This is a genomic window from Flavobacterium sp. GW823-FHT04A11, assembly GCF_058796535.1.
Genome location: NZ_CM179503.1, coordinates 30,263 through 45,901, shown reverse-complemented (window position 1 = coordinate 45,901; position 15,639 = coordinate 30,263). Strand labels below are relative to the sequence as shown.

General features: G+C 31.0%; 15 protein-coding genes. 9 read left to right on the top strand and 6 right to left on the bottom strand.

Annotated elements, in window-relative coordinates; all coding sequences use genetic code 11:
• The first annotated feature begins 238 nt into the window (after positions 1-238).
• From tgt to AC3QL1_RS00170, 9 genes are all read left to right on the top strand, one after another.
• Positions 239-1,369: a tRNA guanosine(34) transglycosylase Tgt gene (gene tgt, locus AC3QL1_RS00210; protein WP_492494242.1), complete on the top strand. Its 1,131-nt coding sequence runs from the start codon at positions 239-241 to the stop codon at positions 1,367-1,369.
• 64 nt (positions 1,370-1,433) lie between these two features.
• Positions 1,434-2,522: an LptF/LptG family permease gene (locus AC3QL1_RS00205; RefSeq protein WP_492494241.1), complete on the top strand. Its 1,089-nt coding sequence runs from the start codon at positions 1,434-1,436 to the stop codon at positions 2,520-2,522.
• Entirely contained in the window at positions 2,509-3,396 is an 888-nt protein-coding gene (locus AC3QL1_RS00200; RefSeq protein WP_492494240.1) for a DMT family transporter, read from the top strand. Before AC3QL1_RS00205 ends, AC3QL1_RS00200 begins: the two co-directional genes overlap by 14 nt.
• A 112-nt stretch (positions 3,397-3,508) precedes the next feature.
• Positions 3,509-4,462, top strand: a complete 954-nt coding sequence (locus tag AC3QL1_RS00195; protein ID WP_042567357.1) for an acetyl-CoA carboxylase carboxyltransferase subunit alpha — start codon at positions 3,509-3,511, stop codon at positions 4,460-4,462.
• A 140-nt stretch (positions 4,463-4,602) separates the two neighbouring features.
• Positions 4,603-6,147, top strand: a complete 1,545-nt coding sequence (gene dnaB / locus AC3QL1_RS00190; protein ID WP_492494239.1) for a replicative DNA helicase — start codon at positions 4,603-4,605, stop codon at positions 6,145-6,147.
• Positions 6,148-6,338: 191 nt separating this feature from the next.
• The gene (locus AC3QL1_RS00185; protein ID WP_492494238.1) at positions 6,339-6,698 is read left to right on the top strand and encodes a hypothetical protein; all 360 of its coding nucleotides are present in this window, start codon (positions 6,339-6,341) and stop codon (positions 6,696-6,698) included.
• Positions 6,699-7,372: 674 nt separating this feature from the next.
• Positions 7,373-8,164: a sensor histidine kinase gene (locus tag AC3QL1_RS00180; protein ID WP_492494237.1), complete on the top strand. Its 792-nt coding sequence runs from the start codon at positions 7,373-7,375 to the stop codon at positions 8,162-8,164.
• A gap of 112 nt (positions 8,165-8,276) precedes the next feature.
• On the top strand, positions 8,277-8,942 hold the full coding sequence (locus AC3QL1_RS00175; protein ID WP_492494236.1) for a response regulator: 666 nt from the start codon (positions 8,277-8,279) through the stop codon (positions 8,940-8,942).
• A gap of 336 nt (positions 8,943-9,278) precedes the next feature.
• Positions 9,279-10,538, top strand: a complete 1,260-nt coding sequence (locus AC3QL1_RS00170; protein WP_492494235.1) for an asparagine synthetase B — start codon at positions 9,279-9,281, stop codon at positions 10,536-10,538.
• Here AC3QL1_RS00170 and AC3QL1_RS00165 read toward each other — a convergent pair whose 3' ends face one another.
• The 6 genes from AC3QL1_RS00165 to AC3QL1_RS00140 form a co-directional block, all read right to left on the bottom strand.
• Positions 10,539-11,342: an endonuclease/exonuclease/phosphatase family protein gene (locus AC3QL1_RS00165; protein ID WP_492494234.1), complete on the bottom strand. Its 804-nt coding sequence runs from the start codon at positions 11,340-11,342 to the stop codon at positions 10,539-10,541. It abuts the gene before it with no gap.
• An 85-nt stretch (positions 11,343-11,427) separates the two neighbouring features.
• Positions 11,428-11,595 carry a hypothetical protein gene (locus tag AC3QL1_RS00160; protein ID WP_492494233.1) on the bottom strand — a complete coding sequence of 56 codons (168 nt, stop codon included), beginning with the start codon at positions 11,593-11,595 and terminating at the stop codon, positions 11,428-11,430.
• Between the two features lie 164 nt (positions 11,596-11,759).
• A complete protein-coding gene (locus tag AC3QL1_RS00155) occupies positions 11,760-12,428 on the bottom strand; it encodes a response regulator (RefSeq protein WP_492494232.1) in 669 nt (222 codons plus the stop codon).
• Positions 12,429-12,608: 180 nt separating this feature from the next.
• Positions 12,609-14,333 (bottom strand): tetratricopeptide repeat-containing sensor histidine kinase, encoded by a 1,725-nt coding sequence (locus AC3QL1_RS00150; RefSeq protein ID WP_492494231.1) that lies wholly within the window; start codon positions 14,331-14,333, stop codon positions 12,609-12,611.
• 169 nt (positions 14,334-14,502) lie between these two features.
• Entirely contained in the window at positions 14,503-14,937 is a 435-nt protein-coding gene (locus AC3QL1_RS00145) for a carboxymuconolactone decarboxylase family protein (protein ID WP_492494230.1), read from the bottom strand.
• Positions 14,938-15,014: 77 nt separating this feature from the next.
• The gene (locus AC3QL1_RS00140) at positions 15,015-15,587 is read right to left on the bottom strand and encodes a Crp/Fnr family transcriptional regulator (protein ID WP_492494229.1); all 573 of its coding nucleotides are present in this window, start codon (positions 15,585-15,587) and stop codon (positions 15,015-15,017) included.
• Positions 15,588-15,639 lie beyond the last annotated feature (52 nt).

The window sequence follows — 15,639 nt, the reverse complement described above, 5'->3', positions numbered from 1 at the left end:
ATAGAAGCGAAAAGCCCACAGCCTGACGAAGGAAGTGCGAGGACTTGTAGCGGATAGCCCGACCCTTGGGTAACGCCCAAAACATTTAAATTCCAATTTTAGAACTCCAAATTTCAAATTTGTCTTGTATCAGGTTTTAGGTTGAAAAGCCATTATCTCAATTTGTAATTGACAAATTATCTAATTAATTAAATTTTCCTCAAATTAACCTATCTTTGCCGACTGAAAAAAGAAACAGATGAAGTTTGATTTATTACAAAAAGATCCGCAATCAAAAGCTAGAGCGGGGAGTATTACTACAGATCACGGCGTAATTGAAACGCCTATTTTTATGCCTGTTGGAACGGTTGCTTCTGTAAAAGGAGTGCACCAGCGTGAACTTAAACAAGATATTAATCCGGATATTATTCTGGGAAACACATACCATTTATACCTGCGTCCGCAGACAGAAATTCTTGAAAAAGCAGGAGGTTTGCATAAATTCATGAATTGGGATCGTAATATTTTGACGGATTCCGGTGGATATCAGGTTTATTCTCTTTCAAGCAATCGAAAAATTAAGGAAGAAGGAGTGAAGTTCAAATCGCATATTGACGGTTCGTATCACTTTTTTACACCGGAAAATGTAATGGAAATTCAGCGTACGATTGGTGCTGATATTATCATGGCTTTTGATGAGTGTACGCCTTATCCTTGCGATTACAGATATGCGCAGCGTTCTATGCACATGACACATCGCTGGTTAGATCGTTGCATCAATCATTTGGAAAAAGTACCTTATAAATACGGTTACGAACAAACATTTTTCCCGATTGTTCAGGGAAGTACTTATAAAGATTTGCGTCAGCAGTCTGCAGAATATATTGCAAATTCTGGTCAGCAGGGAAATGCAATTGGCGGATTATCAGTAGGTGAGCCTGCAGAAGAGATGTATGCCATGACTGAAGTTGTTTGTGAAATTCTTCCGGAAGATAAGCCACGTTATTTAATGGGCGTTGGAACTCCTATTAATATATTGGAAAATATTGCGTTAGGAATTGATATGTTTGATTGCGTTATGCCAACCAGAAACGCCAGAAACGGAATGTTGTTTACAGCAAACGGAACAATCAATATCAAAAATAAAAAGTGGGAAGCTGATTTTTCGCCAATTGACGAAATGGGACACACTTTTGTGGATACTGAATATACAAAAGCGTATTTACGTCACTTATTTGCTGCAAACGAATATTTAGGAAAACAAATTGCAACGATTCATAATCTTGGTTTTTATATGTGGTTGGTTCGTGAAGCAAGAAAACATATCTTAGCAGGAGATTTTAGGCCATGGAAAGAAATGATGGTAAAAAATATGAGTCAAAGACTATAAAATATGTTGATTTGTTTAATCGATTATTCGGTTAAACGGTTAAACAAATAATTGATTAAACTGTATGTTAACAATAATAGATAAGTATATTTTAAAAAGATATTTAGCCACTTTCTCGGTGATGATTCTGTTATTTATTCCAATTGGAATTGTAATTGACGTTTCTGAAAAGGTAAACAAAATGTTGGAAAACAAAATTCCGTTTACCCAGATTGCGCTCTATTATTACAATTTTACCATTTATTTTGCAAACTCATTGTTTCCGATATTTTTGTTTTTATCGGTAATTTGGTTTACATCAAAACTGGCCAATAATACAGAGATTATTGCAGTTTTAAGTTCCGGAATTTCATTTACGCGTTTTTTAAGACCTTATATTATAGGAGCAAGTATTGTTTCTGTTTTTGTATTGTTAATGGGATTTTTTATCGTTCCTGCTGCCAGTGAAGGTTTTAATAATTTTAGATATACTTATTTAAAAGGTAACGGAAAACAGTTAATGCGGGGCGAAAACACTAATGTTTACAGGCAAATTAACGACAACGATTTTATTTTTGTAAATAGTTTTAATGAAGAATCCAAAACGGCTTTTAATTTTACACTGGAGCATTTTGAAAAAGACAAACTAAAGTATAAAATTACAGCAAGCCGCATTAAATGGGATCCGAAAAAGAAAACTTATACGATGTATGATTATTCGAAAAGAACTATTGGCGAGCTTAATGACGTAATAGAAAAAGCGCCTGAAAAAAATACTGCTTTTAAATTTGAACTCGAAGATTTAACTCCGGTGGTTTATATTGCAGAAACGTTGAGTCTGGGTAAACTTTATAAGTTTATTGAAAAAGAAAGAAAACGTGGTTCCGGAAACATAAATACTTATTTGGTTGTGCTTTATAAAAAATACAGCGTACCGGTTTCGGCATTTATTTTAACGATTATTGCCGTAGCAGTTTCTGCGATGAAACGCCGCGGTGGTATGGGAATGAATCTTGCCATCGGGATTGCAATTGCATTTTCATTTGTGTTTTTTGATAAAATATTTGGTACTCTTGCCGAAAAATCTACTTTCTCACCTTTATTAGCTGTTTGGTTTCCGAATATGGTTTTCGGAGTCCTGGCAATTTACTTACTACGTAATGCGAAACGATAATTTAAAAAGTTATTTAAACCTTCATTTAATTGTTTTTATCTGGGGATTTACAGCAATTCTTGGAGCTCTAATAACAATTGATGCCGAAAATTTAGTTTGGTTCAGAATGTTTCTTGCCGGTATATTTCTGGCCAGTTTCATTGTTTATAAAAAGCAGTCTTTTGTTATATCAGCCCAGTCTTTTGCCAAATTAATTTTTGTTGGATTGCTGATTGCACTGCATTGGATTTTCTTTTTTAGGGCTATACACGTTTCTAACGTTTCGATAACCTTATCGATATTTTCATTAGGTGCTTTTTTTGCTTCTTTATTGGAACCGCTTTTTTACGGAAGAAAAATATTATGGTACGAGGTTTTCTTCGGATTAATAATCATTGGAGGTTTAGCATTAATAATGCAGGTAGAAGTAAAATACCTTAGCGGAATGTATTATGCGCTGGCTTCGATTATTTTAGGAGTTTTGTTTACCTTAATGAACGGTAAATTGATCTTTGATCACGAACCTTCTGTTATTACATTTTATGAGTTTGGTGCAGGAGTTTTCTTTATTTCGATTTATTTTTTAATTCAGGGAAAATTTACGGCTGATTTTTTTACAATGTCATTAAACAACTGGATATTATTATTGATTTTAGCTTCGGTTTGTACAGCTTATGCGTTTACAGCTTCGGTAAAAGTAATGCAGAAGTTAACGCCTTATACGGTGATGTTAACCACTAATTTAGAGCCGGTTTACGGAATTATGCTTGCTTATTTTATTCTTGGAGGAAAAGAAAAAATGAGTACCGAATTTTATATCGGCGCCATCATAATTGTAATTACAGTAATCTTAAATGGTGTATTTAAACATTACCAAAACAAGAAGAATCTGTAATATTTTACTTATTTATAAATTTCATTTTTACATTTTAAACACGAAATAATCATACGAATAGTATAATATTTTTATATTTGCGGTTCGATTTAAAAACAAAATTCAAAAATCCATGGAATATTTAGATTTTGAGCTTCCAATAAAAGAACTTGAAGAGCAGTTAGAAAAGTGTGTTATAATTGGAAAAGAATCTGACGTTGATGTAACACCAACCTGCAAGGAAATCAACAAGAAATTAGAACAAACTAAGAAAGATATATACAAAAACCTTACGGCCTGGCAACGAGTTCAGCTGTCAAGACATCCAAACAGACCTTATACTTTAGACTATATCAGAGCAATTTGCGGTGATACTTTTTTAGAGCTTCACGGAGACAGAGGTTTCAAAGATGATAAAGCGATGGTTGGCGGTTTAGGAAAAGTAAACGGACAATCGTTTATGATCGTAGGTCAGCAAAAAGGTTATAATACAAAAACACGTCAATACCGTAATTTTGGTATGGCAAATCCTGAAGGATATCGTAAAGCTTTGCGTTTGATGAAAATGGCAGAGAAATTCGGAATTCCGGTTTTAACTCTTGTAGATACTCCGGGTGCATATCCTGGGCTTGAAGCAGAAGAAAGAGGACAAGGAGAAGCAATTGCCAGAAATATTTTTGAAATGGTTCGTTTAAAAGTGCCAATCATTACTATTATCGTTGGTGAAGGTGCTTCTGGTGGAGCTTTAGGAATTGGTGTTGGAGATAAAGTATATATGTTAGAAAATACATGGTACTCTGTAATTTCTCCAGAATCATGTTCTTCTATTTTATGGAAAAGCTGGGAATACAAAGAGCGTGCAGCTGATGCTTTAAAACTGACATCATCTGACATGAAAAAACAAAAATTAGTTGATGATGTAATTCCGGAACCACTTGGTGGAGCGCATTACGACAGAGAAACTACTTTTAAAACAGTAGCGGAATATATTACTAAAGGATATAACGAATTAAAAGACTTATCAACAGCCGACTTAATTGCTCAAAGAATGGACAAGTACAGTAATATGGGCGAATATAAGGAGTAAATTCTTACAATATTATTTAAAATCCGAAGCCTTACAGTTTCGGATTTTTTTTTGGTTATCAACAAAAAAAACTTACTTATAAACAATTAATAGTTATAACTAGATAGCAATTTTTTTTTAAATTTTGTTACTTTCGCTATATGGAAAATTTCAAGAACATAAACCCTGTAAAGGTAGACAAAACCACCATTATTAATTTAGAAAAAGGGAAATTACCACCGCAAGTACTTGAATTAGAGGAAGCTGTACTTGGGGCAATGATGATTGATAAAAAAGGTGTGGATGACGTAATTGATATTTTACAACCTGATGCTTTTTATAAAGACGCGCATAAATATATTTTTGAAGCAATTGTTCAGCTTTTTACTGAAACGCAGCCTATTGACTTATTAACCGTTTCGACTCAACTGAAAAAGAATGGAAAATTAGACATTGCCGGTGGAGATTTTTATTTAATTCAGCTGACACAAAAAATAGCCTCTTCGGCGCATATTGAATTTCACTCGCGTATTATTCTTCAAAAATTTATTCAGCGAAGTTTGATTCGAATTTCTTCTGAAATTATCGAAGCATCTTACGATGAAACAGCCGATGTATTTGATTTATTGGATCAGGCTGAATCAAAATTATATGAAGTAACACAGGGAAATATCAAAAGAAGTTCTGAAACTGCTCAAAGTTTAGTTTTGCAGGCAAAGAAACGTATTGAAGAAATTGCCGGAAAAGAAGGTTTGAGTGGTGTTGAAACCGGTTTTACTAACTTAGACAAACTGACTTCAGGATGGCAGCCGAGTGATTTAATTATTATTGCGGCAAGGCCAGCGATGGGAAAAACTGCCTTTGTACTTTCTATGGCCAGAAATATTGCTATAGAATTTGGGCATGGAGTAGCATTGTTTTCTCTAGAGATGGCTTCAGTTCAGTTGATAACGAGGTTAATTTCATCAGAAACAGGATTGTCATCTGAGAAATTACGTACCGGTAAATTAGAACCGCACGAATGGGAAATGCTAAGTACCAAAGTAAAAAACTTAGAAAAAGCACCTTTGTATATTGATGATACGCCGTCACTTTCAATTTTTGATTTAAGAGCAAAATGCCGTCGTTTGGTTTCACAGCATAATATTAAAATTGTCATTGTAGATTATTTGCAATTAATGACTGCCGGTGGAAATGGTAAAGGAGGAGGAAATCGTGAACAGGAAATTTCTACCATTTCGCGAAATCTAAAGGCTTTGGCAAAAGAGTTAAACGTTCCGGTAATTGCACTTTCGCAGTTATCGCGTGCCGTTGAAACGCGTGGATCAAGTAAGCGTCCGTTGCTATCGGATCTTCGTGAATCCGGAGCGATTGAGCAGGATGCCGATATTGTTTCGTTTTTATACCGACCAGAATATTACAAAATTGATGAATGGGATGATGATGAAGCTTCGCCTACTGCCGGTCAGGCTGAAATTATGATTGCCAAACACCGTAATGGTGGTATCGAAAATGTGCGTTTAAAATTTATTGGACACCTTGGTAAATTTGATAACCTTGATGATTTTTCAGGCAGTTATGATGATTTACCATCAAAAATGAATCACGATGATAATCCTTTCATCACTAAAAATCTGCCTTCGGCAAATGAAGCATTCGGAAGTAACCTGAATGACGATGATGATGACAGTGACGTGCCATTTTAAACAAAATAAAACTAAAGAAAAAATCTTTATAGGGTAAAACTTATGAAGATTTTTTTTTATACCATAATTACTTATAATCGTTAATAATTTTAGATAAATAAAATTTTTACATAAAAATTAATTCGGTAGTTTAGCCAAACTATTAACAACTGTTTAACAATCTAAACTATTAACTAATTAAAATTTAATCTATGAATGAAGAAACCTTTCCTGGTCCTATTAAGATTTCATTAGCAACCGCTAAAGAATGGGAAAAGAGATACGAGGATGACACTACCGTTGAGGATCCGAAAAGTAAAGTAAAATCTTATTTGATACCTCGCGAAAGTCTTGAATTAGTTTTGCAGCTTAATACTGATGCCGTTCGTGCTTATATTGGTATAAATGATCAAAGAGAAAAAACACTTCTTTTTGTTGGTGCAGAGCTAGACAAAGATACAGGTAAATATTTGGACGTTTACGGGCCTCCGGCATCACAAAATGTAGCAGCAAGATCAGCTGAAGATGATATTATTGTTTACGATGGTGCACGTCCAAGTCCTCCATATTGATTTTAAATAAAAGGAAGGTGGATGATTTTCTAATTTATTCGGGTTATTTGATTTTATTATTAAATCTTATACTGTACTCATATAGCTTTTTCCGAAAGGGAAAAGCTAATGTTTTTTTTGTTTCATATTTAGCATTTTCATTTATAATGCAGTTTTCTATGGAACTTATGTATCATTTAAAAATAAACAATTTATTTGTTGTTAATATATTTTTTATTGGCCAAATGATACTATTGGGATTGTTCTATAATTCATTAATGGAAATAAAAAGCCAAAAAATATTCGTGAAAACAAGTTTAATAATCTCCTTATTGGTTTTGACAATACAATTTGTGATGAATTCAAGTGAGTTTTTTAAATTTAATTTATTTGCAATTAACTTAACATCTTTAATTATAGTTGTTTTTGCCTTAGTTCATTTTTATAATATGCTTACGGAGAGCAAAAATTTTTACTATTTCAGCGTTGGGATTGTATTTTATTTATTAGCGAGTACCGTTTTGTTTTTAATTGGGAATCTTTCTTTAGGTTTGAGTAATGATTTGAAATATTTAACCTGGAGGCTAAATGCTTTTTTCATTGTCATATACCAGTTTACCATTTTATATGAATGGATAAAAAGTTTTTCAAAAAAAGCGCAGTTAACTTAATTCGCAAATTTGTAATAAGAAAATATGAATGCTAATTCAATTCCTGAAAAAGAAATCGTTGCAATAATATTATATGTTTCACTATTTTTTATAATTGTCGCAGTTGTATTAATTATATTCTTCTATTTTTCAAGAAAAAAAATAATTCAAAAAGAACTTGAAAAGAAAGATTTAATATTGCAATACCAAAAAGAACAACTTCACGCAATTATCATTACACAAGAAGAAGAACGTAAACGTATTGCACAAGATTTGCACGATGATATTAGTTCGAAACTCAATATAGTCTCATTAAACAGTCATTTATTAACTTCTCCAAATTTAACAGAAGCAGAAACAACTGAGATTACAGAAAATATAATTAATCTGACTACCAAGGCTTTAGAAAATTCAAGAAAAATTGCTCATAATTTATTACCGCCTGTTTTTGAAAAATTTGGCTTAAATGCCGGTATTGAAGAATTATGTGAAGAATTTGAAAGCAGTAAAGAGGTAAAAGTTCATTATAAAAATGAAATTGATTTTGATGAAAATGATATTGACCGGCATTTGCATGTTTTTAGAATTTTACAGGAACTGATGAATAATTCCCTGCGACATGGAAAAGCATCTGAAATTTGGATTGCTTTTAAAAATATTGATACAATAAATACCTGTAATTATGAAGATAATGGAAAAGGTTTTGATTCTGATAACATTGAAAATCAGAAAGGACTTGGTATGAAAAACATCGATAGCAGAATTTCATTTTTAAATGGAACAATCAAAATAAATTCTCAAATTAATGATGGTATAGCTGTAAAGTTTACTTTTTAGATATTTCTTATAGGATTAATGTCTACATTTTGTCTACATAAGAAGGTATTTTATGTATTTTTGAAGCATATTTTGTAATTTCGGAATTCAAAAAACCAAATACACAAATAAAATGAGTGGCATTATTAAAATTGCTTTAGTGGATGACGAGGTTTTATTTCGGAAAGGAATTGCTTTTTTATTGCAAAGAGAAAATAATATTGAAATTATTTTCGAAGCTTCAAACGGAGATGAACTTATTTCAAAATTAAATAACAGCGAGTCAAAACCTGATATTATTATCATGGATTTGAAAATGCCGGTACTAAATGGTGTCGAAGCAACAAAAATTATCCGTAAATCTTATCCTGACATCAAAATAATTGCACTAACCAGTTATGATACAAAATCATTTATTGCAAATATGATTCAGATTGGTGCTGTTGCTTATTTAATTAAAAATACAACACCAAAAGATTTAATTCATACAATTAATGAAGTTTCTAAAAAAGGTTTCTATTATAATCAAACTGTTTTAAAAACAATTCAGGAGACTGTTGTCTCATCTAAAAACTCAAAAGGCAATTTAGAAACAGGTTTCCTTTCACCTCGTGAAATTGAAATTCTTCAACTTATTTGTCAGCAAAAAACAACTACTGAAATTGCAGATCATCTTTTCTTAAGTCCAAGAACCGTTGAAGGGCATCGAAATAATCTGCTTCTTAAAACAGAATCGAGAAATATTGCCGGATTGGTCGTTTATGCTATTCAAAATGAAATAGCTGTTTTAACTATTTAAATATTAGCTGGTTAAAAATTGAATTGATAATACATAATAAACAATTATCGTCATTACAAGTAAGCAAATGCCTATTTTTTGTAGTATACTTAATCCTTTTAGCAAGTTCTTACTCTCATTAAATTTCATGGTTAAATTTTTCATTATTTATTTTATTGGTTATTTTGGCAAACAAATTTAAAAAGAAAGTTTCTTTAGCTTATACGTGTTTTTACCTGATTTTGTAAAAAAAATCGAACATTCTGTATTATTTTGCCAGTACTTAGTTTAGTTAATTATCCTGTGCTATTGTGTTTTTTAATTCTTCCTTTATATCTTTACTAAAATAATTTTCTGATGCACAAAAGTTTAGTTTATATCTTTATATTTCTTTTTTCATTCACCGTAAAAGCTTCATTTATTCTGCTTCCAATGGATGAAACAACACAGCAAAATCACCTAAAAGCATATGGAATTACGTACTGGTGTTTGAGTAAAGATTATAAGGCGAGCTGGTTGCTAAATTATAGAGGAGGTTCTTTTTTACTTCCTGATGTAGCAGAAATTCGAAAAGAATGTCAAATTCGAGGTGTTAGTTTTGAAATACTTTCAGATAGTGAAGAAGCTTCAATTTTAAACGAAATATCCAGTCCTGCTCAGAATATGGAATCGGTGATTCTTGAAAAAGCACCAAAAATTGCCGTTTATACCCCAAAAGGAAAACAACCTTGGGACGACGCAGTAACTTTGGTTTTAACGTATGCCGAAATTCCATTTACACCAATTTATGATGAAGAAGTTTTAAGTGATCAGTTATTACTTTATGACTGGTTACACTTGCATCACGAAGATTTTACAGGACAATATGGAAAATTTTATGCAGCTTACAAAAATACACCCTGGTACATTGATCAAAAAAAGGATGCGGAAGCTTTGGCAGCAAAATTAGGCTACTCAAAAGTATCACAAGAAAAAGGAGCTGTTGCAAAAAAAATAAGAGATTTTGTTATTGGAGGCGGATTCATGTTTGCAATGTGTTCTGCAACAGATAGTTTTGATATTGCACTGGCTGCTGATGGAGTAGATATTTGTGAAGCTATGTTTGACGGTGATGCCAGCGAACCCAATTATCAATCAAAATTAAATTTTGGAAATTCATTTGCTTTTAAAAATTTCACATTAGAAAGACGCCCCGAACAATATGAATTTTCAGATATTGATATGACTATGAAACGCAGAATTCCCATGGAAAAAGATTATTTTTCTTTAATGGAATTTTCTGCAAAGTGGGATCCAATTCCAAGTATGTTATGTCAAAATCATACACAGCTTGTAAAAGGTTTTATGGGACAAACAACTTCTTTTGATTCTGCATTAGTAAAATCAAGCGTTTTAGTAATGGGAACATGTGAATTAAATGGTGAAGCAAGATATATTCACGGAGAAAAAGGAAAAGGAATGTTTACTTTTTTTGGAGGCCATGATCCTGAGGATTTTCAGCACCAGGTTGGTGATCCGCCAACAGTTTTAGATTTACATCCTAATTCACCAGGATATAGATTAATTTTGAACAATGTATTGTTTCCTGCAGCCAGAAAGAAAAAACTAAAAACATAATTAATTTATAGAAAATTCAAACCAAATAGGAATATGATCTGATATTTTTCGTGCTTCTTTTAATGATTCAAAATTTTTGTAAAAAGAAATTACTCCCGAATTAATGTATTTAACATCGTTTTTTTTATAAAAAACATTGTCAAACTCAGATGCAAGACAGCAATTATTTTTACATTCTTGTTTTAATGTTGTTTTTTGTTTTACAAAAATAGGAGAGAAGCCCATTTTTTTTAAAGGATTGAAAACAGTATGTGATTCGGGGCAATTAAAATCTCCAATAAAAATTAATTTTAAATCAGAATATTCCTGAGGGAGAAATTTAAAATATTTAATTTCCGTTTCAGGTTGTTTTTTCTTCGTTATAGCATGAAAGTTAACTAACGTGATTATTTTTTTGTCAATTTCGAAAGTGGCAAAATAAGGTTCACGATCAATTTCTAAATGATATTTTTTTTCAAGCCAGGCATTGCTTTTTAGTTTGGCTTTGGAAGTTTTCCAGATATAGGCATATCTTTCCTTTTTATAACTTGTACCACTTGTAGGATTGCTAATGCTATAATCCCATTTAGCTCCTTTTTCGTTTAGAATTTCTGCTAATTTTGAAATTGCTTGCGCACCGCCATAACCTGCCACAACTTCCTGAATTGCTACAATGTCATAATTTTTAATTGTATTGGCGATAGTATGTAACTGAGAATTAGTTTTTGATTTTCCAAAGTTCTCTAAATTCCAGGAAACAATTTTAACCTGAGAAAACGAATGAATACCAAAGAAGAAAATTAAAAGGCGTAGAATGTTTTTCATGTAGAGTTTAAAATATCAAATATAAATCATTTCAAAATTTGACAATCAATCTGATATTTTAAAATTTGATATTTTTTAAACGCTATTAGTGTTTTTTATATCTGTTTTTTAGAGCAGTTGATATAATTATTATTTGTAAAACCAAAAGTGCCGGAATAAAGATAATTTTCCAATCAATATCCAGCCATCCTGTTTTATCTGATACAAAAGCAAAACTTATAGATAAAAAAAGGCAGAGTAACATTGTTTTCATTATGATTTTATTTTTGGTTGTATAAATTTTTCTACTATATTTTTGATGCTGCATTTCTTTAAAATCAATTTTAAAATGTGGTTTCATTTGTTAGTTAAAAGAATTTAAGCAAACTTAAGCCTATAAACAACGATTTCCTTACGGAAAACCGTAGTGCATAAAACTTAAACAAGACCAAAATCTTTGGCAATAGCAATTAAATGGACATTGTTATTCGCTTTGAAATATATTTTTAACTTATTAATACGTTTTTCAATACTACTCGTACCATTTGGTAAGATGCAATTGGACTTAAATTCGTTAGAAATATTTTCTAAAGTATATCCTTGGGCTAATAATTTTAAAATAGAAATGTCATAAGATTCGATTTCAATCAAAGTTTTATCATTAAAACTAAAAGATAAATCAGAGGAAAGAATTTTTTCTTCGTTTTCAAATGTTCTTTCTATTGCTTTTTTTAATTCTTTTATACTATTTCGGCCTTTCGAAACATAAGCATTAATGCCAAAATCATTAAAAAGAGATTTTATTCGGTATGATTTATCTTCAATAGAAAATACTATTTTTTTTATCATAGGCTGAACCTCGTTTACGGCTCCTATAAGTTCTTCTCCACTTTCTAAATTTATTTCACGATGATCTGATTTAAAAGATAAATCGCTAATTAATAAATCGTAAGGGTCATTATCAATAATTGCTTTTTTTATTTTTATTAAAGCATCATCGCAGTATTTCACATGGTCAATAGATGGTATTTCAAGATCTTCAAGTACTTGAATAACAGTAATACTTATACTATCTAAATCTTCGGCAACTAAAACTTTTTTAAACATAAGAGAATTATAAAGAAAAGGAAAAACTTAATTTATATACTTTGTCAGAATTTTTCTCAAAAGTAATAGTTTGATTTCTGATTTTAGTACGGTTTTCCACATTTTGAAAGTTTTTTTATGAAATGTTTGATTACTAATTATTGTGTTGTTACTCTAAACTATAAAAAGAAATAGTATGAATTAGACTGGGAAATTAAACTGAACCTTAAATCCTTTTTCAGCTTTAGTATCTATATCGATTTTACCTTTGATGGCGAGAATTCTGTTTTCGGCATTGTATAACCCATTTTTAAAAGTGATATTGTTCGTTTTTACGCCTTTTCCATTATCAGTATAATTAATATAAATGCTTTTGTTTATGTGTTTAAACGTAATTCCAACTAATGTTGCATCACTGTGTTTTTTCATATTTACAAGCAATTCCTGTAATACTCTGTAAACAGCAATTTTTTTATTTCGTTCAATATCATTCCACGGAATAGTATCGAGACCATTAATTAAGAGATTTATATTGCAGGTATCAAATCCTGAAATCATTTCCCTCAAATAAAAAACATAATTTTCGCTAGTTATAATTGGACTGTTTTCTTTCGAAATATCTCTTGTTCGTGAATAAATAGCATCTAAATGATTTAATAATTGCTCTTTATTTTCTGTTAATGAAAGATTTTTATTTTCGGCAAAAGCCATAGTATGATAAATATCGTTAGCAAGTTCATCATGTAATTTTTTAGAAATACGTGTTTCGCTTTGATAAGTTGCTTCAATTTTATCCTTATTAGCTCTCGAAGTCAAATAAAAATAAAGGACTAAAATTAAACCGAGACTGAATGCAATAATAATATACGAGACAATATTGCGGTTTTTTTGTCTTTCTAATTGTAATTCATTTTCAGTTTTATTAGCCTTTAGCTTTAGATTTTCATCTTTTTGTCTTTTTGAGTCATATTTTATTCTGGCAAATTCATTTTTTGCCTTTTGTCTAACTTCAAAAATACTGTCTACAAGGGAAACATATGTAATGGAACTTTTCTTCAATTCGTTATCATTACTGTTCTTGATTATTAATTCCAAAGAATTAAGGCGATCATCAATGCAATGTGCTTCAGTGTATTTTTCGTAAGCTAATAGTGCGTATTTCTCAGATAATTTCGGATTCTTTTTGTCATAATATTGCGATAAATGCTTATAACTCATTCCCAGTCCTAATTCATTTTGCAGTTTTAATCTAATTTCAAGTCCTTGATTTAAAAAATTTAATGCATTTGGATTATTGTCGAAGGTGTAACAAGATCCTAAATTATCATAAACTTTAGCGAGCAGTAAAGGATTGTTGATAATCTCTTTTTCGTGTAAGAGAGCCTCGAATATTCTAATAGCCTCCTTATATTTCTTTTGTTCACGAAATACTAGGGCAATGTTATTTTGCATTGCTATCTTTCGTTTTTTGTCGGTTTTTATTTGGTAAGCCTTTTTATAATAAAGAATGGAATTGTCAAAATTATAAGTGTTGAAATAATTTATACCCAAAATACGATAGATAGTCCATATATATTCGGGATCATTGACTTTATCTAAATACTTAATTGCTTCTGTTGCCGTTGCTTCACTGCCAACATAATCGCTATTGGCTTGTTGGATTTCAGACATTTTTAAAAGCGAAAAAACAATTTTCTTTACATCAGTCTTTGGATCAGCCGTTAATTTTGCTTCATTATAGTAATAGAAAGCACTATCAAATTTTTCTTCTTTGTAAAATTGATCTGCAAACGCAATAAATCTTTCTACGTCTCTTACCGGTTTTTTGGGCTCATTATCATCACTACTATTTTTTTGACAAGAGAAAATAATGACAATTAAGGCAAAAGTTATATAGAGACAAAATTGTATTCTTTGTGGTTTCATGCGCCAAAAATATAGAATTCTAATTGTTGAGAGCACGTATAAATACCTGATTTTATCTTTTTTTTGAAATTTTAAATTTCAGTTTCTCATTTACAAGCATATACAGACAAACCCTCGTACAGGAGGGTTTGACTTTATTGAGATTGTTGTAAAATTTATCTTCATAAAATTATACAGCTCTCATTCCTGTAGTGATTCCTATTCGGTTCCACGCATTAATAGTGATGATCATCATGATGATTTCAGCAAGATATTTTTCGTCAAATAAACTCGCAGCGTTTTGATATACTTCTTCAGAAACATGATTACTAATTAAAGTAACTTCTTCAGTTAAGGCTAGTATGGCTTTTTCTTCTTCGGTATAAACATCAGCTTCACGCCATGCACTTAATAAATAAATACGTTGTTCTGTTACGCCATACTTTCTGGCATCTGCAGTATGCATATTAATGCAATAAGCACAGCCATTTATTTGAGATGCACGAATTTTAATCAATTCTTTATGAACCGGAGTTAATGAAGTAGTAGAAATGTATTTTTCTAAATTCATCATAGCCTGATAAGCCTGTGGAGCAACTGTTGGGATAATAATTCTTGGTGTCATTTTGTATGTTTTTAAAGTTTGATACAAAGTTCCTGCATCTATGCTTTAAAAAACTTGAACTACTTCAAGAAATGAAATTATACCTTTCCAGCTCTAATCTTACTCATAAATTCAGCTGAAAAATCTAAATAAGAAGCAATCATATATTGTGGCACACGCTGTACAAATTCGGGAAAATGATCATTAAAATGATGATAACGTTCTTCTGCAGACATTGTAAACAGAAATTTAATTCGCATTTGCATGGCGCCAAAAGATTTTTGAGAAACGATTCTAAAATAACGTTCTAATTTTGGAATTTCAATTAGTAAGGCTTCGAGAGTCGTTTTATCAATAGCGATTACTTCTGAGTTTTCTACAGCCTGAATATAAAAATGGGAAGGGATATGATTATAATAACTTAAAATATCTGTAATCCACCAATTTTCAATACCAAATTGAAGTGTCTGTTCACTTCCTTTCGAATTGATTATATATTGTCTCATACAGCCTTTAACTATAAAATACATAGTATTACAAACCTGACCTTCTTTTAATACATGTTCTTTCTTTTTTATTATCGAAAGATTTAAACTAGATTTTAATGTATCTATTTCTGAAGGTTCTAAATCTATAAATTTTTCAAGATGTTGGAAAAGTGCTTCGTACATACGAGATAAGTTTGATTGAATACAAATGTACCGTATAAATTGAATTTCTAAA